Raw genomic sequence first — 20,085 nt, forward strand, 5'->3', positions numbered from 1 at the left:
TGCGTTGTCGTGCAGAGCTTTTCGTCCGTTCAACCAGAGCGCGTCAGACGGCTACCGAAGCGTCGGCGGAGCTGGTCTTGCGCAGGTAGATCGCCCAGGTGACGATCGCGCACACGATGTAGAAGCCGAGGAACACCCAGAACGCAGTGGTCGCGGACTTCGCAGTGCCCGAGTACGACGCTCGCAGAACCAGATTGATTCCGACGCCGCCCAGCGCGCCGATCGCACCGGCGATACCGATGAGAGCGCCGGACATCTTGCGCGACCAGTGCTGCTGCTCGTCGACCGTCATGCCCTGAAGCTGAACCGACTTCGCGGCGAAGATCGCGGGGATCATCTTGTAGACCGATCCGTTGCCCAGACCCGAGAGCAAGAAGAGTGCAATGAATCCGATGACGAAGAGCACCATGACCGTGCCGCTGGCCGCTCCGGGCGTCGAGTCGTCCCAAGTGCTGGCCGCTACCAGAATTCCTGTCGAGAAGGTCATGGCCACGAACGTGTACAGGGTGATCTTGCCGCCGCCGATCTTGTCTGCGAGCTTGCCTCCGAAGGGCCGCGACAGCGATCCCAGCAATGGACCGAGGAACGCGATCTGAGCAGCGTGCAGCGAAGCCTGCGCCTGCAGCGCGGGGGTTGCAGGGGCCCCGTCGGTGAGTCCGGCGAGGAAGTTGATCTGCAGCACCTGACCGAACGCGAAACTGAAGCCGATGAACGAGCCGAAGGTACCGATGTAGAGGAAGGCGATCCACCACGCATCGGAGAACTTCAGCACGTCGATCATGGAGCGGCCGTTGGTCTTCTGGTTGTCGAGATTGTCCATGTACAACGCGGCACCGACGGCGGCGATCGCGATGAACACGAGATACACGGCGCAGACGATCTCGGGCGCGGTGTTGCCGATGGTGGCGATGACGAGCAACCCGATGAGCTGGATGACGGGCACGCCGATGTTGCCACCGCCTGCATTCAGGCCGAGCGCCCAACCTTTTTCGCGCTGGGGATAGAACGCATTGATGTTCGTCATGGAGGATGCGAAGTTGCCACCGCCCACGCCGGCGAACGCCGCCACGATGATGTACGTGGTGTACGACGCCGGATTCAGCATGAAGTACATCGTCAGTACGGTCGGGATCAGCAGCACCAAGGCGCTGAAGATGGTCCAGTTCCGCCCACCGAACTTGGCCGTGGCGAAGGTGTACGGGATCCGAAGGATTGCGCCGACGAGAGTGGGGACGGCGACGAGGAAGAATTTGCCCGCCGCGTCGATGCCGTAGACCGACAACGGCATGAACAGCACCATCACCGACCAGATCGACCAGATCGAGAATCCGACGTGCTCGGCGACCACCGACCAGATCAAATTGCGCTTGGCGATCTGCTTGCCACCGGCCTCCCAGGCCTCGACGTCCTCGGAATTCCAGTGCGCAATGTGATGGTTCACGGAAACGGGCACTGTTCCGGGCGGAACCGTCGTGGTGGTGGCTGAGCCGGCGTCTGCCGAAGCGCTGCGAGAAAGGCTGGTCACGTTGTGGCCTCCTGATCGGTGTGTGAACCGAACATAGGAAAGCCATGTTGCCGCGGCGCTGCGCGCGATGACTCGTTGATTAACTTGGTCTCACGCGCCGTCGAGCACCGACGTGAGCTGAAGCGTCGACGTTCGCCGAACGTCACCAGGTGTCTTCGAGCATCCTCGGTCGACAGCACAGGAATCCTCCGACGAGCAGAACCGCTACGCACCCGGTCAGCAGCACGAGCGGCAGTCCCCATCCACCGGACAGCGTGTGCAGCTGCCCGAACAGGATCGGACCGGTCGAGGACACCACATAACCCAGCCCCTGGGTGAACCCCGACAGCGAGGACGATCCGACCGGGGTGCGCGTCCTGAGGTTGATCAGCGTCAGCGACATCGGGAAGGTCATGGTGCCGAGCCCGACGAGGCACACCCACACCACGGTTCCGGCAGCCGGAGACCAGTGCAGTCCTGCGAAGCCACCGAGGTAGCACGCGGCCGCGACGACCACGATGCCGTACGGATTCTTCACGCGCGCGCAGAGAGTCGGAGCGGCCAGCGAGGTGATCAATCCCATTGCACCGAACGCGGCAACGGATGCACCGGCCAAGGCTTCGCCGATGCCTGCGTCGATCAGGAGCGTCGGCAGCCACGTCAGCATCGCGTAGGTGATCAGCGACGTCATCGCGAACATCATCACCATTCCCCACGCCAGCGACGATCGATGAATTCGGCCGCTCGGCGGCGCGTGCACCGCCGAGGATCCGGCCTCGGCCGAGACATCCCTCTCGTCATGGCCGCGACGGGCCACCACCACACCGAGCCACGGCACGGCGGCGGCCACTCCGACGACGGCCCAGACACCGATGGACACGCGCCAACCGTGGGCGTCGGCGACGGGAACGGCCAGTAGAGGCGGGACCATGGTGCTGACCTGCAAGGCACAGATGTAGATGGTGCTCACCACCGCCAGGCGGTCGGAGAAGTACCGCTTGACCAACGGCGGGATGACGACGTTTCCGATACCCATGCCTGCAAGGGCTATTGCGGACAACGCGAGCAACGACGCGGTGTTCGGTGCGAACGCCCGAGTGGCCATACCGATGGTGGTGAGAGTCATGGCGAGCAGTGCAGCTCGCTCGAGTCCGGTGCGCTTGGCGAGAAACGGCGTCGCCAGACCGAACACGGCGAACATCGCCGGCGGCAACATACCGACGAGGCCGATCACCGTGGAGCCGAACTGGAGGTCGGTGCCGATCCTGCCGAACAGCGGGCTGATCGAGGTCACGGCGGCGCGCAGTGTCAGCGCAGACAGCACGATCGCAGAGAAGACGAGAATTCGACCGCGCACGAGCGAGGTACTGCGGAGGCGGGTATCGGGAACGGTAGGCGCACTCACCGCGTAATCATAGGATGACCGGATCATCGGGTGCAAAGCATTACTATCGACGGCGAAACGTTCACAGTCCGAGGAGCCCACGTGCGGCAGGTCCAGCGATCGAGCCTGATAACCCAGGTCACCGCACAGTTGCGTGACGAGATCACGTCGCAGAGATGGCCGGTGGGCACCCGCATCCCCACCGAGCCGGAATTGTGTGAAATCACCGGGACCGGTCGCAACACTGTTCGCGAAGCGGTCCAAGCTCTCGTGCACGCCGGCATGGTCGAGCGCAGGCAGGGTTCGGGCACCTTCGTCATGACCTGCTCCGACCTCGGCGGCACCCTTGGCAAGTACTTCTCGGACGCCCGGCACCGCGACGTCACCGAACTCCGCCAGACCCTGGAGGTCACTGCAGCTGCGCTCGCCGCCGACCGACGCGACGACGAGGACATCCGAGTCATGCTGGGCGCGCTGAAGGATCGCAACGCGGCGTGGTCGAACGAGACCCCACTGGCGGACGCCGTCCGGATCGACGCGCGCCTCCACCGCGCCATCGTCGCAGCCAGCCATAACGCGATCTATCTGGAGTTCTACGACTCACTGCTGCCGGTGATCCATGACGCCATGCGCCACCATGCCATCGAACACGACGACGACTACGTCGCCGAGCACACCGCACTCGTCCATGCCGTCATCGACGGAGACGCCGATCGTGCGTCGGATGCAGCTCGATCACTGTTCCACGAACTGTCCGAACCACTCGCTCGCGCAACGGAATCTACAGAATGAGGCGCACCAGGTCTGCTGTTCGTGCGAGACCCGGAAAGGCCTCGGACGTCGAACGCGGATGGAGCGCGTGAACAGCGAGACGAAACATCAACGCGCGCAGCAACATCTGTGGCCACTCGGGTAGATCGTCCCAGCGACCCACCAGACCGTCGTCGGCGTCACCCCAGGACAGGGCATCCACCACCGCTACTCCGGCGGCCCACGGCGCGGGACGCCAATACGGCGTGATGTCGCTGATTCCGGGTGCGTCGCTGCCCGAGAACAGCACCGTTCCGAACAGGTCGCCGTGCACCAGTTGATCCGGTGACTCGACGGGTTTACGCAGTGTCGCAAGCTGTTTGACCAACTCGAGACTGCTTTTTCCGTCACTGGAGGACGGCTCGGGTGCGCCTGCTCCGCGCGCCGATCGGAGGGGGACGGCCTCCCACGCCGCTCTGTCGGCTGCGACGAACACGTCCACATCTGCCCACGGCGCAACGGGCGGCTGAACCAAGAATCGGGGACGCTCCAGTTGCGCCGTCGCAGAGTGCAGACGCAACGACAACGAGACCACCTCGTCGTGCCGGGGCTCGGGTTCGCCGGCCACGAACGTGTCTGCGCGCCAGCCCGACACGACGTACCGACCGTCGGTGGAGCGCACAGGGCGAGCGAGTCGAACTCCGTCCACCGTCAACGTCTCGCGTACCTTGGCCGACCAGGCCGCGCGGGCGTGGTCGGCCACCGGAGACAGCACGACGTCACCCAGACGCCACCCTCCGTCCCAGTCTGCGCCGAGGGGTGCCGGCTCGACATCGCGCAGCCCGAACGTAGAGATCACGTGCTGAGGGGGTTCGACAGAGCTCACGCTCGCCACGCTACCGCCGATCGCTGCATCACTGCGGACGACGCGCACACACGCACGGCTTCAGTAGATGGGCAAACCAGGGTCTATTTGCTTGGCCCACTCCACTATTCCGCCCCGCAGATGGGACGCGTCGGCAAAACCGGCACCGACGACCGCGCTGAGCACTTCCGCGGACCTGATGCCGGTTTTGCAGTAGAGCACGATCGGCACGTGCTGCGGCAACTCGGCCATGGCCGCACCGGAGAGGATCCGATCCTTGGGAATCAGGCGTGCGCCGTCGATGCGAACGATGTCCCACTCGACCGGCTCACGCACATCGATCAGAGCAACCTCGCGCCCGGACTCCATCATTGCCCGGAGCTGAACCGGGGTAACTTCCTCGCCGACGGATTCGACTGCCGGAACAACTCCACAGAATGCCTCGTAGTCGATCAACTCGGTGATCGGGGTCCGATGCGGATCGCGGGTCAACCGCACCGTTCGATAGCTCATCGCCAGTGCGTCGTAGATCATCAATCTGCCCAACAGCGTCTCGCCGATGCCGGTGATCAACTTGATGGCCTCGGTCACCATGACCGAACCGATCGAAGCGCACAACACTCCCAGCACGCCACCTTCGGCACACGACGGCACCATTCCCGGCGGGGGAGCCTCGGGGTACAGGTCGCGATAGTTGATGCCCACTCCCCCGGGTGCCGCATCCCAGAACACCGAAACCTGGCCCTCGAATCGATAGATCGAACCCCACACGTACGGAATGCCGACCAGGGCAGCTGCGTCGTTGACGAGGTACCGGGTTGCGAAATTGTCGGTGCCGTCGAGAACGAGATCGTAGTGTGCGAAGAGTTCGAGCGCGTTCGAGGAATCCAGTCGAACCTTGTGCAACGTCACCTCGACGCCGTCGTTGAGTTCGAGAATCGAATCTCTGGCACTGTCGGCTTTCGCCCGGCCCACATCGGAACGACCGTGGATGATCTGCCGTTGCAGATTGGACAGTTCGACATCGTCGAATTCCACGATTCCCAAGGTCCCGACACCTGCGGCTGCGAGATAGAGCAATGCAGGTGAACCCAACCCCCCGGCACCGACGACGAGTACACGGGCGTTGCGCAGGCGCTTCTGGCCGTCCGTTCCCACGCTGGGAATGATCAGATGACGGCTGTATCGCGCTACGTCCTCGGGCGTCAGTTCGCCCGCGGGTTCGACCAGCGGAGGTAGGTGGACCACGATGCAGCGACGCTCCTCGACTCGACACGGCGGCCGGTGACCCCGATCGCCACGTTCGAATCTAATCCCCCAGCTGGTCCGAAACCCAGCCGGTCACGCTCGCGGGTACGGCCACGGATTGAATCGACATGTCTTGCCGTCCATGGGGACTACGCCCTCCGGATCCAGTCGTGCGATGTCGTCGTTGGACGTGCCGAACGTCTGTTGCATCATCACCGGTGCCAGGCCGCCGTCGGCCTCGCACGGCTGGTGCTGCTGGTAGCCGATTGCGTGGCCCACCTCGTGGTTGATCTGATACTGGCGGTACGAGCCGATGTCTCCTTGGAACGAGATCGCCCCGCGGACCCACCTCGGCTCGTTCAGGACGACTCGCTCGATGCCCGGGTTGTAGCAGGAGACTTCGAGCTGAATGTCGTAGCCGCACGCCTGCCGGATGGACATCTGCGACGTCAGCGAGATCCTGAAGTCGGGGTCCCCCTGGTCGATTCGCCGAAACGCGAAACGCGGGTCGTTCGTCCAGCTCTTGGGATTGGCGAGTGTCTGGTCCACCAGACGGCCGAACGACTCGTCGCCGCCGAATCCGACCGTGTCGACACCGTCCTCCACCTCGACCGTGTACGTGAACACCCGCTCGGTCCCCTGTCCCACCTGCTCGGTGGAACCGGCCACGGTGTGCCACGTGCCGGCACCCTGGACCGCGAAGGGGCCCCCATCCGGCAGTTCACCCGAGGAGATCGACGACGCGAAATTGCCGTCCGCCTGTGGCGGTACACCGATGATTCCGGTGCCCGAGGTCGTATCGGAGCTCAGAGCGCCGAAACCGGGATCGGCGTTGGTGGACTGCGCCGCGGTGCCGGTGACCGGGTCGCCGGTGCGCACGGCATCGAATACCACGAGCGCAGTGACCACGATCAGAACTGGAACCGCGTATGCCCGCCAGCCGTAGGTCGAGGCGAACTTTCCGATCTTGCTCTGCTTGCGGACATCGCGGTCGGGTCGACGATTGCGTTGCTTGACCTCGCGCTGCGTCGGATCCCACTGCGCGCGCAATGGTTGATGAGAACCGCGACTACCCACCGTGCGTGGAAACTCGTCCGACCGATCGTCGTACTCGTCGTCGACGCCGCCCGACTGCACACCACCGCGGATACGCGGCCCGCCTCGGTCAGTCACTCGATCACGATCTCACAATCCTCACCGCCCGCTGCTCGGCACGCCGACAACGAGACCGGAACTATCGGGTTCTCGGTACGGAAACATCCTACAAACAAACCGTTCGACGTGATCCGGCTTCGAGCAATTCGTTCCTGGTCCCCCAGGATCCCGACCGTGCCGGACGCCACGAGTATCGTTGCCCGTGATCTGCGCTACGAGTGATCCGAACCGATGGCTACCCGCCGGAAGTTCACGGCGGATCGCTCGCTGTCGAACCAAGACGAGCGCAGTTGTCGACGCGGATGGGAACGGAATTGATGACAGATCTCGACGACCGGAGGTCCTCGGACCGGCCGGCCACCACCGGCAATCGACGCAGCGCACGGCTGCCGCGCGATGCCCGTCGGGCGCAGCTGCTCGCCGCTGCGAGCGAAATATTCGTGACCCGCGGCTATCACGCGTCCGGAATGGACGAGATCGCCGAATGCGCAGGCGTCAGCAAACCGGTCCTCTACCAGCACTTCCCCGGGAAGCTCGAGCTGTATCTGGCGGTGCTGCAGAGCTACGTCGATACGTTGATCGCGGGCGTTCGCCAGGCTCTTCGCTCGACCACCGACAACCGACAGCGCGTACGCGCTGCGGTACTGGCGTTCTACGATTTCGTCGACACCGATACTCAGGGCTTCCGCCTGGTTTTCGAGTCCGATCTGATGGGCGATCCTCAGGTCAACTCGCGCGTGGAGCAGGCGACCGAAGCGTGCGTCGACGCCGTTTTCGATCTGGTCGCGCACGACTCGGGACTCGACCCGTATCGAGCCCGCGTACTCGCCGTCGGTCTGGTCGGAGCGAGCCAGTTCACCGCCCGATACTGGCTGGAAGCCGACCGGCCCATATCCAAGGAAGACGCGGTGGACACCACCGTGTCGCTGGCCTGGGGCGGTCTGTCGCACGTTCCGCTGCAAGCCCCGTAGGAACCTCTCCCGTCAACGCCACACGCCCCTCACTCGACGTCGAGTGAGGGGCGTGTGGTGCGTTTCCCGGCCGTGTCAGGAGGTCGCGAATCCGACCTTCCGAGCATCGGACGGACCGATCTCGACGTACGACACCTTGGCGGCCTGGATCAAGAACTTGCGTCCCTTCTCGTCCTCCAACGACAGCACTCCATCCTTACCGGCGAAGGCGGTCGACACGAGCGCTTCGACCTCGGCCGGGGACTGCGTGCTGTTCACGACGAGCTCACGGGAACTCTCCGAAACACCGATCTTGACCTCCACGGTCAACCTCCGAACTCTCGACAACTCTGCTAACGCCAGGCTAGTGCAGCGGGGTCGGCCCAGACGTCCGACGCCCTGTGCTGTCAGCGAACACCGCCGTGTGTTGTCGGCGAACACCGGCGTCGGACGGGTCAGTCCAGGCCGAGCGAGGACATCCGCTCCGAGTGCTGTTCCTGCATCCGATCGAACAGTGCGACCACTCCGTTGAGGTCGCCCGAGGCGGTGATGACGAGATCGGTCAGCGACTCTCGCTGCGCGAGCACGAACTGCGCCTGGGTGATGGCTTCGCCGAGCAGACGGCGACCCCACAGCATCAGCCGCGCCTTGTCCTGCGAGCTCGCCCGAACCCGCTCGGATACTTCGTGGACCACGAACTCCGAATGCCCGGTCTCGGCCAGCACGTCTCGCACGATCTCCGCGACGTCGGGATCGAGGCTGTGCGCGATCTGCCGGTAGAAGTCCGCTGCGATCCCGTCGCCCACGTAGGCCTTGACCAGGGACTCCAACCACGTCGACGGAGTGGTCGATGCGTGGTATTCGTCCAGAGCACGCACAAACGGAGCCATCGAGGCATAGACGTCGAGACCCCGAACGGACAACGCTCGCTCCAGCGTCTCGAAGTGGCTCATCTCCGCCGCCGCCATGCTGGCCAGGGCCACGCGCCCCTCCATCGACGGCGCCATTCGCGCATCTTCGGCCAGCCGATAGAAGGCCGAGATCTCACCGTAGGCGAGTACCGCGAACAGGTCCGGAACTCCCGGGTGATCGTGCGCGATGGCCGGCTCGGCCGGCTCGACGAGCGTGGTGGATGCATCTATGGACGACGACGACTCCGGCGAGTGGGCTCCCATGGGTGGCAATCGTAGTCCCGTGCGCGACGCCCCGCCGCAGCGCGCGTCGTACCTGCCGTGACCGGCCGACAATGGTGAATTCGGCTCGGCAAGCTACCATGGTGCTCGATCGTCGCTCGCGGACCGATGGAACGGACCGAAGAACATGTGATGGTCATCGATAATGTGCGCGCACCTGATCCGGGTCGCCTCGACAGCTTCGCCGCAGCGGACATCGCAGTCCGTGGCCGCGCTGAGGCTGACGGCGACATCACATCGGATTGAGGGCATCGACTTCGGCCGGCAATAGGCCTGTGCCCTTCCTTGTGCGCGCGTTCGAACACGAGGAAGGCCAGTCCCCTGAGCAAGATAGTCATCGACCAAGAATCCGAGACCGGCGACACGACGTTGTCGGCGCAACTCGACGACACCCACGTACCTCCCACGTTCGCGGAACTGAACGTCGACGCGGCCATCGTTCGCGCTCTCTCCGAGATGGGAATCGAGCGCACCTTCGCCATCCAGGAGCTGACGCTGCCGCTCGCCATCGCGGGCGACGACCTCATCGGTCAGGCACGTACCGGCATGGGCAAGACGTTCGGCTTCGGTGTTCCACTTCTGCACCGGCTCGCCACGGACAACTCCGGCACCACCCCGCTCGACGGCACTCCGCGTGCCCTGATCATCGTGCCGACCCGTGAACTGTGCGTCCAGGTCAGCTCCGATCTCGAGAACGCCTCCAAGTACCTCAGCGGTGCCAACGGACCCGTCAAGGTGCTCTCCATCTACGGTGGCCGCCCGTACGAGGCTCAGATCAGCGCGCTGCAGAACGGGGTCGACGTCGTCGTCGGAACTCCCGGCCGTCTGCTCGACCTCGCCAAGCAGAACCACCTGATTCTGGGCAAGGTCGGCGTACTCGTTCTCGACGAAGCCGACGAGATGCTCGACCTCGGGTTCCTTCCCGACATCGAACGCATCCTCGGCATGGTGCCCGACAAGCGTCAAACGATGCTGTTCTCAGCCACGATGCCCGGCCCGATCATCACGCTGGCGCGCACCTTCCTGACGCAACCGACGCACATTCGGGCCGAAGAAGCGGAGTCCTCCGCCGTCCACGACCGCACCGCCCAGCACGTGTACCGGGCGCACGCACTCGACAAGGTCGAGATGGTGGCCAAGGTCCTCAAGGCCGAGGGCCGCGGCGCGACGATGGTGTTCACTCGCACCAAGCGCACCGCTCAGAAGGTCGCCGACGAGCTGGCCGAGCGTGGCTACTCGGTCGGTGCCGTGCACGGTGACCTCGGTCAGGTCCAACGCGAGAAGGCTCTCAAGGCGTTCCGCACCGGGAAGATCGACGTTCTGGTGGCCACCGATGTCGCAGCACGCGGTATCGACATCGACGACGTCACCCACGTCATCAACTACCAGTGCCCCGAGGACGAGAAGACCTATGTGCACCGCATCGGTCGCACCGGCCGCGCCGGACGCACCGGCATCGCAGTCACCCTGGTCGACTGGGACGACATCCCCCGCTGGCAGCTGATCGACAAGGCGCTCGATCTCGGTATGCCGGATCCGGTCGAGACCTATTCGAGCTCACCGCACCTGTTCACCGACCTCGGTATCGCCACGGACGCCACCGGCACTGTGCGCAAGGCGCCCTCGCGCGCCCCGGAGAAGGCGGAGGAAGACAACGAGACCGACGCGGCAGCGCCAGCCGCGGACGCATCGTCGGCAGCGACCAAGCCCCGCCGCTCGCGCAGTCGCCGTCGCACTCGTGCAGGGCAGGGCGGCGACACCGCAGGCTCGGCCGCGGCGTCGAACGATTCCCCATCTGCCGCGACTTCGGTTGGCGAACAGTCGGATACGACCGATACGGCGTCCGCCGACGCGGCCACGAAGACTGCCCCGCGCCGCCGCAGGCGCCGTCGCTCCAGTGGATCCTCTGCCGATGCCGGACCGTCGACTGCGAGCGCTACGGAGTAGTCTCCCTTCGTGTTGGCTCCAGAACGTCGGACGAGAACCGACCTCGTCGTCGCCGCCGTCATCGCAGTTGTGGTGGTCGTGGCCGCGAGCATCGCCTGGTTGACCGGCGATGCCCGCGGTACCACGTCGATTTCCGCCGCGGAGCCGCTGCCTCAGCCCGAGCCGGCAGCGTCGGTGCCCACAGCTCTCACCGAATTGTGGCGTGCGCCGAGCGCAGCAACGGATCCCGCGCGTACCCCGGCTCCCGTCGTCGCCGGATCCACGGTGGTCACTGCCGATGGCGGCTCCGTCCTCGGCCGTGATCCGCGGTCGGGAGAGCAGTCCTGGTCGTACACACGCGATCTCCCGCTGTGCTCGGTGGTCGCAGCTTGGAACACGGCAGTCGCGGTCTACCGCGACGATCGCGGTTGCTCCCAGGTGACCGAACTCGACGGATCCACCGGGCAGCGCAAGGCACAACGCACGTCCGACGCCGACGATGCGGTTCGCCTGTCGTCCGACGGCACTTATGTGACGTCGAGGGGCGACACCCGCATGGAGCTGTGGCGATCGGACATGGTGCGCACCCTCGAGTACGGTCGCGTGGATGCTCCGGTCAATCCTGGTAGTCAGCCGAGAACCGGGTGCACCCTGCTGTCCTCGGCGTCGACGAACTCGCGGACAGCCGTGCTGGAGCAGTGCCCGGGCGAGGCTGCTGCGCGCTTGTCTCTGATCAACCCTGCTCCCAAGGACGCGAGTGAACCCGAGGAGTACGGGTCGACGGTGGTGCCCGAACTCGTTCCCGGGCCCGACTCCCCTACTGCCGGACGCGTCATTGCCGTCACCGGAAGCGTTGTCGCGCTGTACCTTCCAGCCGAGAACGGCGCGCCCGATCGGATCGGACTCTACGACAACACGGCTTCGCGGATATCCGAATTCGACCTCGCTTCCACCCTGTCCCCCGAGCAGGACTCACCGAATTCGCCTGCGACGAAGGCAGGCTCGGTGTTCACCTGGTTCACCGGTACCGGGGTGCAGGCGCTCGATTCCACCGGCCTGTCCCCCGTGTGGTCCATCCCCGGAGCCCTCGGAAGCGGAGCCGTCATGGCAGGCCGGCTTCTCGTCCCCGTGCCCGACGGTATCGCGGTGGTCGATCTCACCACCGGCGCGTCGATCGACGAGATACCCGTGGACCGAGGCGACTACATCGGTCCGGTTCAGACGTCGGTCATCGGCGATGTGATCGTCGAGCAGCGCGGTGACGACGTGGTCGCTCTGGGCTGATCAGGCCGTCGTTCGCCCGGTGCTACACAGCCGGATCGTAAGTCTTCAGCTCGGCTCCGTCGTTCCAGTGCGCCAGCAGGTTCTCGGCAAGTTCTCGATACGCCTGCGCGCCCTTGTTCTTTCGCCCCGACAGTACCGTCGCGCCCGATGCGCTGGCCTCGGCGAAGCGAACGGTCCGCGGGATCGGCGGCGCGAGGACCGGGAGCGAATATCGGTCGGAGACATCGCCGAGCACGTCCCTGCTGTGGGTGGTTCGAGCATCGAACAAGGTGGGGAGCGCACCGAGCAGCGTCAGGTCGGGGTTGGTGATCTGCTGCACCTCGGACACCGTTCGCAACAGCTGCCCCACTCCCCGATGGGCGAGGGTTTCGCACTGCAGAGGTACCAACACCGACTGCGCAGCGGTGAGCCCGTTGAGGGTCAGTACCCCCAAAGACGGCGGGCAATCGATGACGACGACATCGAAGTCGTCGAGTATGGGAGCGAGCGCGCGCTTGAGTGCGAATTCGCGACCCGCCCGCATCAGCAGTAGGGCTTCGGCACCGGCGAGATCGATCGTGGCCGGCAACAGGACGATTCCTTCCGCCGTTTCGATCAGCACGTCCTCCACCTTGGCGTCCCCGGTCAACACCTCGTGTACGGAGGAATCGAGCTTGTCGGGGTTGTGCCCCAGAGAGAACGTCAGGCAACCCTGCGGGTCGAGGTCGACCACCAGGACGCGTCGGTCGAGCGCGTGCAGCGCTGCTGCGAGCGAGGCCACCGTGGTGGTCTTGGCCACGCCGCCCTTCTGATTCGCTACCGCAAGAATTGTCGTCACGGCTTTGATCCTTGCCTACATTCTGCGGATGAGCGAGAGTTCGGCACCTCTCGGGCGCGTCAGTGCAGGACGATCGGTGCCGCCGCCCCCTCGCTCACGTGCTTGGTTCGGGGCAGGAAGAACGCGGGAACGAACGTGGCGACGATGAGAACCAAGGCAACCATGAAGGTGGTACCGAAGGCTCTGGCCGAGATGTCGAACGCATCGGCCTGATTGGTGGCGGTCAGCGCGGGCTTCTGCTGAGCTGTCAGCACCACCGACATCAAGGCGGTACCGATCGAGCCGGCGGCCTGCTGAACGATGTTCATCAAAGTGGAGCCGCGAGCGACGGTTTCGTCGGTCAGTGTCTGCAGGGCCGCCGTCATGATCGGCATCATCGTCGATCCGAGGCCGAGGCCCATCACGAACAGGGCACCGATCAGCAGCGTGTAGGACGTGCTGGTGCCCACCTGCGTGAACACCGCCATACCCGCGGTGATGAGCACCATGCCCACGAGCACGATTCTGCCGGGGCCGGTCTTGTCGGCGATCACCCCCGCGATCGGCATCGCGATCATCGCGCCGATGCCCTGCGGGGCGAGCAGGAGCCCCGCGGACAGAGTCGATTCGCCGCGCAGCAGGAAGTAACTGGGGAACAGCAGGCCCGCGCCCATGAAGGCCACCATGAACAGCGTCGTGGTGATGACCGCTACGGACAGCGACCGGTTTTTGAACAGTCGCAAGTCGATCAGCGGGTGCTCCACACGGAGCGCGTGGAAGACGAACAGGACGATCAGTACCAGGCCGACGAGAACCGGAGCCAGCACCTTCACGGCAAGGACGGTTTCGGTTTCGACGACCGAGGACGCGCCGTAGAGAAACAGTGCCAGACCGGGCGAGAGCATCAGCATGCCGCGGAAGTCGAAGGATTCGGACGGAGTCGGGTTGTCCTTGGGGAAGATGGCCACAGCGGCAACAAGCGCAACGATGCCGATCGGCAGGTTGATCAGGAAGATCCAGTGCCAGCTTGCTGCCTCGATCAGCCAGCCGCCGAGAATGGGGCCTGCGATGGGGCCGATGAGCATGGGAACACCCAGCACGGCCATCACTCGGCCGATGCGCTCGGGACCGGCAGCGCGGGTCATGATCGTCATGCCCAGCGGCATCAGCATGCCGCCCCCGAGCCCTTGCAACACTCGGAACACGATGAGCGAGGTGATGTCCCAGGCGAAGCTGCACAGCACCGAACCGAGTACGAACAGCACGAGCGCGGTGATGTAGAGGCGTTTGGTTCCGAAACGATCGGCGGCCCACCCGGTCAGGGGTATGACGGTTGCCAGCGCGAGCGTGTAGCCGGTCATCGTCCACGCGGCGTTGGCGTACGTCGTATCGAACACGTCGGTGAATGTCCGGAGAGCAACGCTGACGACGGTGACGTCGAGGATGGACATGATCGCGCCGAGTACGACGACGCCGGCAATTTTCAACAGCGCTCCGTCGAGCTTCTGCGGTGCGTCGGTCGCCTCGGGCTTGCTCAGGTCGGTCATGGTTCTCCAGATCGGTGATCGAAAGCTACGAGGCGTCCCGAGGCCACGCAGGGCTCGGAGCCGAGTCGCACGACGGCGAAGATTCAAGTGAGAGTAACCGGCCGGTAGGTCTGTGCTCAATGGAATTTTCGGACACATATCCGGGGTGACTATGACAAAGGCCACATCGCAGTTACAGGCATGATCGTCTTCATGACCACACACGGCGGCGTCGAGGCCGGCAGAGTTGTCCTCCTACGGCACGGGGAGACCGAATGGGCCCTGGCGGGCAAACACACCGGAAGCACCGACGTCCCTCTCACGAGCGTCGGCGAGCAACAGGCTGTCGACGCCGGCTCACTGTTGCAGCTGCTGAAGTTGCGCGATCCGCTGGTGATCTCGAGTCCGCGGGAGCGCGCCCGTAGAACCGCCGACCTGGCAGGCCTTCATGTCGACCGAACGTGGGATGCGTTGTCGGAGTGGGACTATGGAGACTACGAGGGCATCACGTCGACGCAGATCCACGAGACGGTTCCGCACTGGACCGTGTGGACGCATCCGTGCCCCGGCGGTGAGTCGATCGGCGACATCGCGGTGCGGGTGGAGCTGGTCCTCTCGGTCGTCCTACCGCTGCTCACCGACCGTGACGTCGTATTGGTCGGTCACGGCCACTTCTCCCGCGCACTCATCGCCGGCTGGACCGAGGCTCCGATCACCGAGGGCAAGCGGTTCGCGCTCTCGCCTGCCGCGTATTCGCTACTCGGGTTCGAGCATTCGTTCCGCCAGCTCGTCGCGCACAACGTGCACCCCTCGATTCTGACCGCAGCGTCCGCTCGAAAGGAAGACAGTCGATGATCCGCCGCGCCACCGAGGCCGATGTTCCCGCCATCACCGGTTTGGTCCACGAGCTCGCTGCGTACGAGAAGTCGTCGTCACTGTGCACCGTTCGAGACGAGCACCTTCGTCGTGCGCTGTTCGGTGCCCAGCCATCGGTGTTCGCACACGTCGCCGAGCAGGAGGGGGTCGTGGTGGGGTGCGCACTCTGGTTCCTGAACTTCTCCACGTGGGACGGCGTCAACGGTATCTATCTGGAGGACCTCTACGTGCAGCCCGCCGCGCGCGGAGGAGGCTTCGGACGAGGGTTGCTCGCCGCGTTGGCCGCCGAGTGCGTCGCCCACGACTACACGCGGTTGACGTGGTCGGTTCTGGACTGGAACACCCCGTCGATCGGCTTCTACCGATCGTTGGGTGCGCAGCCGCAGGACGAGTGGACCACGTACCGGTTGACCGAGGATGCGTTGGCCGAGTTGGCCGCGACGGCGCGGTGACGGTTCGGTTCAGCCGAGCTCGTCGTCGACGTCGCTGTATTCGGCTGCCATCCACCGCGACGAGGGCGGGCTGAACAGCAGAACGAGCACACCGATCACCACGATGCCGAGAACGACGCCGTAGACGGTCTGGTGCGACCCGGTCAACAGCGACCAGACGACGGGCAGCAGCAGCAGCTGCACGACGGTGGCAATGGCCCTGCCCCAGCGTTTGCCGAGGATGAGTGCGACGCCCGCAGCCCCGACTCCGACACCGAGGACCCCGAACCACCCGGCGGTGCCGTAGCCATTGGCGACAGCGTTGTCTCCTTCGCCGGAGACCGCCCGAACGAGTAGAACGAACGCGGCAATCAACGAGGCCGCGCCCTGTGCTGCGACGAGGACCCCGGCGGATCGGAAGGTGGCCGGAGGAGCGATGTTCTCGGGTGTTGGGGTGGGCACGCGACCAGCCTAGAACCCGGGAGTGGAGCCTGCGGAACGACCCAGGAAGAGGGCAACTGGAGCCTGCGGAACGACCCAGGAACCAGGCAAGTGGAGCCTGCGGAACGACCCAGGAACCAGGCAAGTGGAGCCTGCGGAACGGCCCCGATAGTGTTGGATCTCGTGCGTGCGCTGTTGATCGTCAACCCCAATGCGACTTCTACGACGGCTGCGGCTCGGGATCTGCTGGCCCATGCGTTGTCGAGTCGTGTTCGAGTCACTGTTGCGCAGACGACTCATCGTGACCATGCGTCGGAACTCGCGCGCAGTGCCCGAGAGGACGGCATGGGTCTGGTGATCGTTCACGGTGGTGACGGGACGGTCAACGAGGTGATCAACGGTTTGCTCGGGGTGCCGTTGCCGACGTCGATGCAGGCGGTGACGATCGGCGCCATTCCGCCGATCGCCGTCGTTCCCGGCGGCAGTGCAAACGTGTTCGCGCGATCACTCGGTATCGCGGCAGATCCGGTGGCGGCGACGAATCAGTTGATCGGCCTGCTCGATGCGCGAGCTCGGCGAACGATCGGCTTGGGCCACTGTGACAATCGCTGGTTCACGTTCAATGCGGGTATGGGTTTGGATGCCGATGTGTGCCGGGCGATCGATGCCGGTCGCAAGGACGGCAAGCCGGTGTCCGCGACGCGGTATCTGCGGTCGGCTGTGCAGGAATTCTTCAAGCACAAGCGTCGGCCGGCCCGGTTGACGGTGGAGGTTCCCGGGCAGGATCCCTTCGACGGGGTGCACTACGCGTTCGTGTCGAATTCGAGTCCGTGGACCTATCTGAACGAGCGGCCTGTGCACACCAATCCCGGCACGGGTTTCGATTCGGGTCTCGGTGTGTTCGGGATGCGTTCGACTGCCCTGTTCCCTACGCTTCGGGTGTCGCGACAGTTGTTGGCCAAGGGCGCGGAACCCAAGTCGCGCAAGCTGATTCGAATCGACGACCTCCCCAGTGTCCGCATTTCTTCCACCGAGCCGGTGGGGTTGCAAATGGATGGGGACTACTTGGGCGAACGTACCGAAGCCGAGTTCTTCGCCACTCCCGATGCGTTGGAAGTCGTCGCTCCGACCAGGTGATACGCGGTCGTTCCTCGCGCACAGGGATGTCAGAAGGGCAGTTTCCTGCGAAAAGACGAGCGAAATCCGGCAGCTCGGGGTACAAAGGAGCGCAGAAGGCTAAAGCGAGCCTAACAGAGTGAGCTTGACCACGGTCACGCGCGTATCCCTTGACTTCACCTGAGTTCGTGAAAGCATTCACAAGCAACAGTGCGGAAACATTGGTTACCCACTCGTGAACAGAAGAGAAACGAAACGGCGCTTCGGTGCCCGGTAAGGAGCAGAGGATGGACTGGCGCCACAAGGCAATTTGTCGCGATGAAGATCCGGAACTATTTTTCCCGGTGGGAAACAGTGGCCCGGCGCTCGCGCAGATCGCCGATGCCAAAGTCGTCTGTACTCGGTGCCCCGTCACCGCTGAATGCCTGTCCTGGGCACTCGAATCCGGCCAGGACGCAGGAGTATGGGGCGCAATGAGTGAAGACGAGCGCCGTGCACTCAAGCGACGCAACGCACGTACGCGCGCACGCAGCTCCGTCTAGGACGTATACGCAGCAACTCGGAGGGCCCGGTACCCGCGCAAGCGGATACCGGGCCTTTTCCATGCCACGGGCCACCGACTGCGTAACGCAATGTTCACCGACGAGGCGTCAGGCACGCGGTGCGCGACGCCCCAGAGGGACTCTCAGCATCGCGTCGGTTCCGCCACCCGATGCCGGATGCAGGCCGAGCGAACCATTCAACTCGACCGAGACCAGAGTGCGCACGATCTGCAGTCCGAGACCGTCCGAGCGTTCGAGGGAGAACCCGCTCGGTAACCCGCGCCCATCGTCATGGATGACGACGTCCAACCATTTCGCGGAGCGATCGGCGCTGATTCTCACCACTCCGGCAGATCCGGCGTCGAAACCGTGCTCCATCGCGTTCTGTACCAATTCGGTCAGCACCATCACCAGCGGTGTTGCTCGCTCTGCCGAGAAGACTCCGAGCTTGCCTTCTCGTGCCACCCGGACCCGCGGATTCACCGTCGCGATGTCGAGCATGATCGGCACCAAGCGGTCGACGATCTCGTCGAGGTCGACCTCCTCGTCCACCGACATCGACAACATTTCGTGCACCACGGCAATGGACGTCACCCGACGGACCGATTCCGCCAGCGCTGTACGTGCTTCCTCGTTCTCCAGGCGACGGGACTGCAGCCGGAGCAGGGCCGCGACGGTCTGCAGGTTGTTCTTCACCCGATGATGGATCTCCCGGATGGTCGCGTCCTTGCTGAGCAGGGCGCGATCGCGTCGTTTCACCTCGGTGACATCACGGACGAGCACCGCAGCACCTGCCGACCGCCCACGGGGCTGAAGCGCGAGGGTGCGCACGAGGACGGTGGCCCCGCGGGCATCGACCTCCATTCGATGGCCCACGTTGCCGCTGAGGGACGACCGAATGTGGTCCGCAACCTCTTGTGAGTCGAACGGATCGGTGACCAGCGATCGAGTGACCGACGCGAGATCTCGGCCGGACAGTTCCGTCGTCAGTCCCATCCGGTGGTAGGCCGACAGCGCATTGGGGCTCGCGTAGTCCACCCGGCCCTCGGTGTCCACGCGAATGAAGCCGTCGCCTGCTCGGGGAGACGAGTTCACGTCGGTGCGCTCCTCCGGTGTGGGAAACGTTCCTTCGCTGATCATCAGACACAGATCGTCGGCGCATTCACGGTAGGCCACCTCGAGCGCACTGGGCGGTCGAAGCTGAGCCGGGTTGGTGTCACGCGTGAGCACCGCGATCACGTGCTCTCCGCAGCGCACCGGAATGCTCTCGCTTCGCGTCAGGACGCCGCCCTGGACGATCTCACGTTGCTGCAGAGCGACCATCACATCCGGATGCTCGGACTCGGAAATCGTGGTGCCCACGATGTCGTGTGTGAACACCGTCGGCGCAGTGGTCGGCCGACACTGGGCAACACACAGCACGTCGGCGGTTCCGGTGGACACGTCGTCGGTACCGACCCACAACAACACGTCCGCGAACGAGAGGTCGGCCAACAGCTGCCACTCCCCCACAACACGTTGCAGGTGGTCGACCGCAACGCCCGGGAGGTCGGTGTGCTCGGCCAACAGGTCACTGAGGGTCGACACGAGATATCGGTCGGCCGTGGCTCAGGACACGACGGCGATGAGGTCGCCCTGTTGAATGACATCGCCGACGGCCACATCCACGGACGTGACCGTGCCCGCCGTCTCGGCCAGCACCGGAATTTCCATCTTCATCGACTCCAGGATGACCAGGGTGTCACCCACCTCGACCGCGTCACCTCGAGCCACGACCACCTGAAACACTGTGGACACCATCTCCGCGCGAACGTCCTCGGACATCGGCGAACCCCTCTCTCACATCACCACGAACCGCGCTGGACACCCACCGGAGACCAGGCCCGTCACAGTAAGCCAATCACACGTGGGAGACTGTACTGAACAAACGAGAGGAGCCCATCATGGGAAAGCGTGGACGTAAGAAGCGTGCTCGTAAGGGCAACAAGGCCAACCACGGCAAACGTCCGAACAGCTGACGGTTTGCCACAAGCCGCGAGGGGCCGAGAAGCAGATGCTTCTCGGCCCCTCGTCGTTCGGTGAGTCGTCGTTCGACCCG

General features: G+C 64.6%; 21 protein-coding genes. 9 read left to right on the plus strand and 12 right to left on the minus strand.

What is annotated here, in order from left to right:
* Positions 1-43: 43 nt before the first annotated feature.
* Together CH286_RS24815 and CH286_RS24820 are read right to left on the minus strand one after the other, a co-directional pair.
* The gene (locus CH286_RS24815; protein WP_032403556.1) at positions 44-1,453 is read right to left on the minus strand and encodes a nitrate/nitrite transporter; all 1,410 of its coding nucleotides are present in this window, start codon (positions 1,451-1,453) and stop codon (positions 44-46) included.
* Positions 1,454-1,667: 214 nt separating this feature from the next.
* Positions 1,668-2,909: an MFS transporter gene (locus CH286_RS24820; RefSeq protein WP_052077656.1), complete on the minus strand. Its 1,242-nt coding sequence runs from the start codon at positions 2,907-2,909 to the stop codon at positions 1,668-1,670.
* Between the two features lie 81 nt (positions 2,910-2,990).
* Between CH286_RS24820 and CH286_RS24825 the strand changes: the two genes are divergently transcribed.
* Complete coding sequence (locus CH286_RS24825) at positions 2,991-3,680, plus strand: FadR/GntR family transcriptional regulator (protein ID WP_032376920.1); 690 nt, start codon at positions 2,991-2,993, stop codon at positions 3,678-3,680.
* On the opposite strand, the gene CH286_RS24830 is transcribed toward CH286_RS24825, so the two are convergent.
* The 3 genes from CH286_RS24830 to CH286_RS24840 form a co-directional block, all read right to left on the minus strand.
* Entirely contained in the window at positions 3,670-4,524 is an 855-nt protein-coding gene (locus CH286_RS24830) for a TIGR02569 family protein (protein ID WP_032403554.1), read from the minus strand. The genes CH286_RS24825 and CH286_RS24830 overlap by 11 nt on opposite strands.
* Positions 4,525-4,584: 60 nt before the next feature.
* On the minus strand, positions 4,585-5,751 hold the full coding sequence (gene moeZ / locus CH286_RS24835) for an adenylyltransferase/sulfurtransferase MoeZ (RefSeq protein WP_094610599.1): 1,167 nt from the start codon (positions 5,749-5,751) through the stop codon (positions 4,585-4,587).
* Between the two features lie 93 nt (positions 5,752-5,844).
* Positions 5,845-6,924 (minus strand): DUF3152 domain-containing protein, encoded by a 1,080-nt coding sequence (locus tag CH286_RS24840; protein WP_032403086.1) that lies wholly within the window; start codon positions 6,922-6,924, stop codon positions 5,845-5,847.
* 299 nt (positions 6,925-7,223) lie between these two features.
* Here CH286_RS24840 and CH286_RS24850 point away from each other — a divergent pair, with 299 nt between their 5' ends.
* On the plus strand, positions 7,224-7,877 hold the full coding sequence (locus tag CH286_RS24850; RefSeq protein WP_032378141.1) for a TetR/AcrR family transcriptional regulator: 654 nt from the start codon (positions 7,224-7,226) through the stop codon (positions 7,875-7,877).
* Between the two features lie 75 nt (positions 7,878-7,952).
* Here the strand turns inward: CH286_RS24850 and CH286_RS24855 are convergent, their stop codons facing one another.
* Positions 7,953-8,180 carry a DUF3107 domain-containing protein gene (locus CH286_RS24855; protein ID WP_170944847.1) on the minus strand — a complete coding sequence of 76 codons (228 nt, stop codon included), beginning with the start codon at positions 8,178-8,180 and terminating at the stop codon, positions 7,953-7,955.
* 131 nt (positions 8,181-8,311) lie between these two features.
* Complete coding sequence (locus CH286_RS24860) at positions 8,312-9,031, minus strand: ferritin-like fold-containing protein (protein WP_032376916.1); 720 nt, start codon at positions 9,029-9,031, stop codon at positions 8,312-8,314.
* Positions 9,032-9,334: 303 nt separating this feature from the next.
* On the opposite strand from CH286_RS24860, the gene CH286_RS24865 reads away from it, so the two are divergent.
* Together CH286_RS24865 and CH286_RS24870 are read left to right on the plus strand one after the other, a co-directional pair.
* Positions 9,335-10,996 (plus strand): DEAD/DEAH box helicase, encoded by a 1,662-nt coding sequence (locus tag CH286_RS24865; protein WP_094610602.1) that lies wholly within the window; start codon positions 9,335-9,337, stop codon positions 10,994-10,996.
* Positions 10,997-11,005: 9 nt separating this feature from the next.
* Positions 11,006-12,259 (plus strand): Rv3212 family protein, encoded by a 1,254-nt coding sequence (locus tag CH286_RS24870; RefSeq protein WP_094610603.1) that lies wholly within the window; start codon positions 11,006-11,008, stop codon positions 12,257-12,259.
* Positions 12,260-12,281: 22 nt separating this feature from the next.
* Here the strand turns inward: CH286_RS24870 and CH286_RS24875 are convergent, their stop codons facing one another.
* Both CH286_RS24875 and CH286_RS24880 read right to left on the minus strand, forming a co-directional pair.
* The gene (locus tag CH286_RS24875; RefSeq protein WP_032376913.1) at positions 12,282-13,076 is read right to left on the minus strand and encodes a ParA family protein; all 795 of its coding nucleotides are present in this window, start codon (positions 13,074-13,076) and stop codon (positions 12,282-12,284) included.
* A 59-nt stretch (positions 13,077-13,135) separates the two neighbouring features.
* Complete coding sequence (locus tag CH286_RS24880) at positions 13,136-14,602, minus strand: DHA2 family efflux MFS transporter permease subunit (protein WP_052058842.1); 1,467 nt, start codon at positions 14,600-14,602, stop codon at positions 13,136-13,138.
* 192 nt (positions 14,603-14,794) lie between these two features.
* On the opposite strand from CH286_RS24880, the gene CH286_RS24885 reads away from it, so the two are divergent.
* Both CH286_RS24885 and CH286_RS24890 read left to right on the plus strand, forming a co-directional pair.
* Positions 14,795-15,436: an acid phosphatase gene (locus CH286_RS24885; protein WP_094610669.1), complete on the plus strand. Its 642-nt coding sequence runs from the start codon at positions 14,795-14,797 to the stop codon at positions 15,434-15,436.
* Complete coding sequence (locus tag CH286_RS24890) at positions 15,433-15,909, plus strand: GNAT family N-acetyltransferase (protein WP_032403083.1); 477 nt, start codon at positions 15,433-15,435, stop codon at positions 15,907-15,909. The genes CH286_RS24885 and CH286_RS24890 overlap by 4 nt, the downstream gene beginning before the upstream one ends.
* Positions 15,910-15,918: 9 nt before the next feature.
* Here CH286_RS24890 and CH286_RS24895 read toward each other — a convergent pair whose 3' ends face one another.
* On the minus strand, positions 15,919-16,350 hold the full coding sequence (locus tag CH286_RS24895; protein ID WP_094610604.1) for a hypothetical protein: 432 nt from the start codon (positions 16,348-16,350) through the stop codon (positions 15,919-15,921).
* A 162-nt stretch (positions 16,351-16,512) separates the two neighbouring features.
* Here CH286_RS24895 and CH286_RS24900 point away from each other — a divergent pair, with 162 nt between their 5' ends.
* Positions 16,513-17,466 (plus strand): diacylglycerol/lipid kinase family protein, encoded by a 954-nt coding sequence (locus CH286_RS24900; protein WP_094610670.1) that lies wholly within the window; start codon positions 16,513-16,515, stop codon positions 17,464-17,466.
* Between the two features lie 266 nt (positions 17,467-17,732).
* The gene (locus CH286_RS24905) at positions 17,733-17,987 is read left to right on the plus strand and encodes a WhiB family transcriptional regulator (RefSeq protein WP_032366305.1); all 255 of its coding nucleotides are present in this window, start codon (positions 17,733-17,735) and stop codon (positions 17,985-17,987) included.
* A 108-nt stretch (positions 17,988-18,095) separates the two neighbouring features.
* Here the strand turns inward: CH286_RS24905 and CH286_RS24910 are convergent, their stop codons facing one another.
* Both CH286_RS24910 and CH286_RS24915 read right to left on the minus strand, forming a co-directional pair.
* Positions 18,096-19,574, minus strand: coding sequence for a sensor histidine kinase (locus tag CH286_RS24910; RefSeq protein ID WP_032403081.1), 1,479 nt, complete (start codon positions 19,572-19,574; stop codon positions 18,096-18,098).
* A 21-nt stretch (positions 19,575-19,595) separates the two neighbouring features.
* Positions 19,596-19,811 carry a biotin/lipoyl-binding carrier protein gene (locus tag CH286_RS24915; protein ID WP_008717734.1) on the minus strand — a complete coding sequence of 72 codons (216 nt, stop codon included), beginning with the start codon at positions 19,809-19,811 and terminating at the stop codon, positions 19,596-19,598.
* A 119-nt stretch (positions 19,812-19,930) separates the two neighbouring features.
* On the opposite strand from CH286_RS24915, the gene CH286_RS28475 reads away from it, so the two are divergent.
* On the plus strand, positions 19,931-20,005 hold the full coding sequence (locus CH286_RS28475) for a 50S ribosomal protein bL37 (RefSeq protein ID WP_370878772.1): 75 nt from the start codon (positions 19,931-19,933) through the stop codon (positions 20,003-20,005).
* Positions 20,006-20,085: the final 80 nt, after the last annotated feature.

Origin of the sequence: Rhodococcus sp. WWJCD1 (assembly GCF_002258735.1) — a bacterium.
GTDB lineage: Bacteria > Actinomycetota > Actinomycetes > Mycobacteriales > Mycobacteriaceae > Rhodococcoides.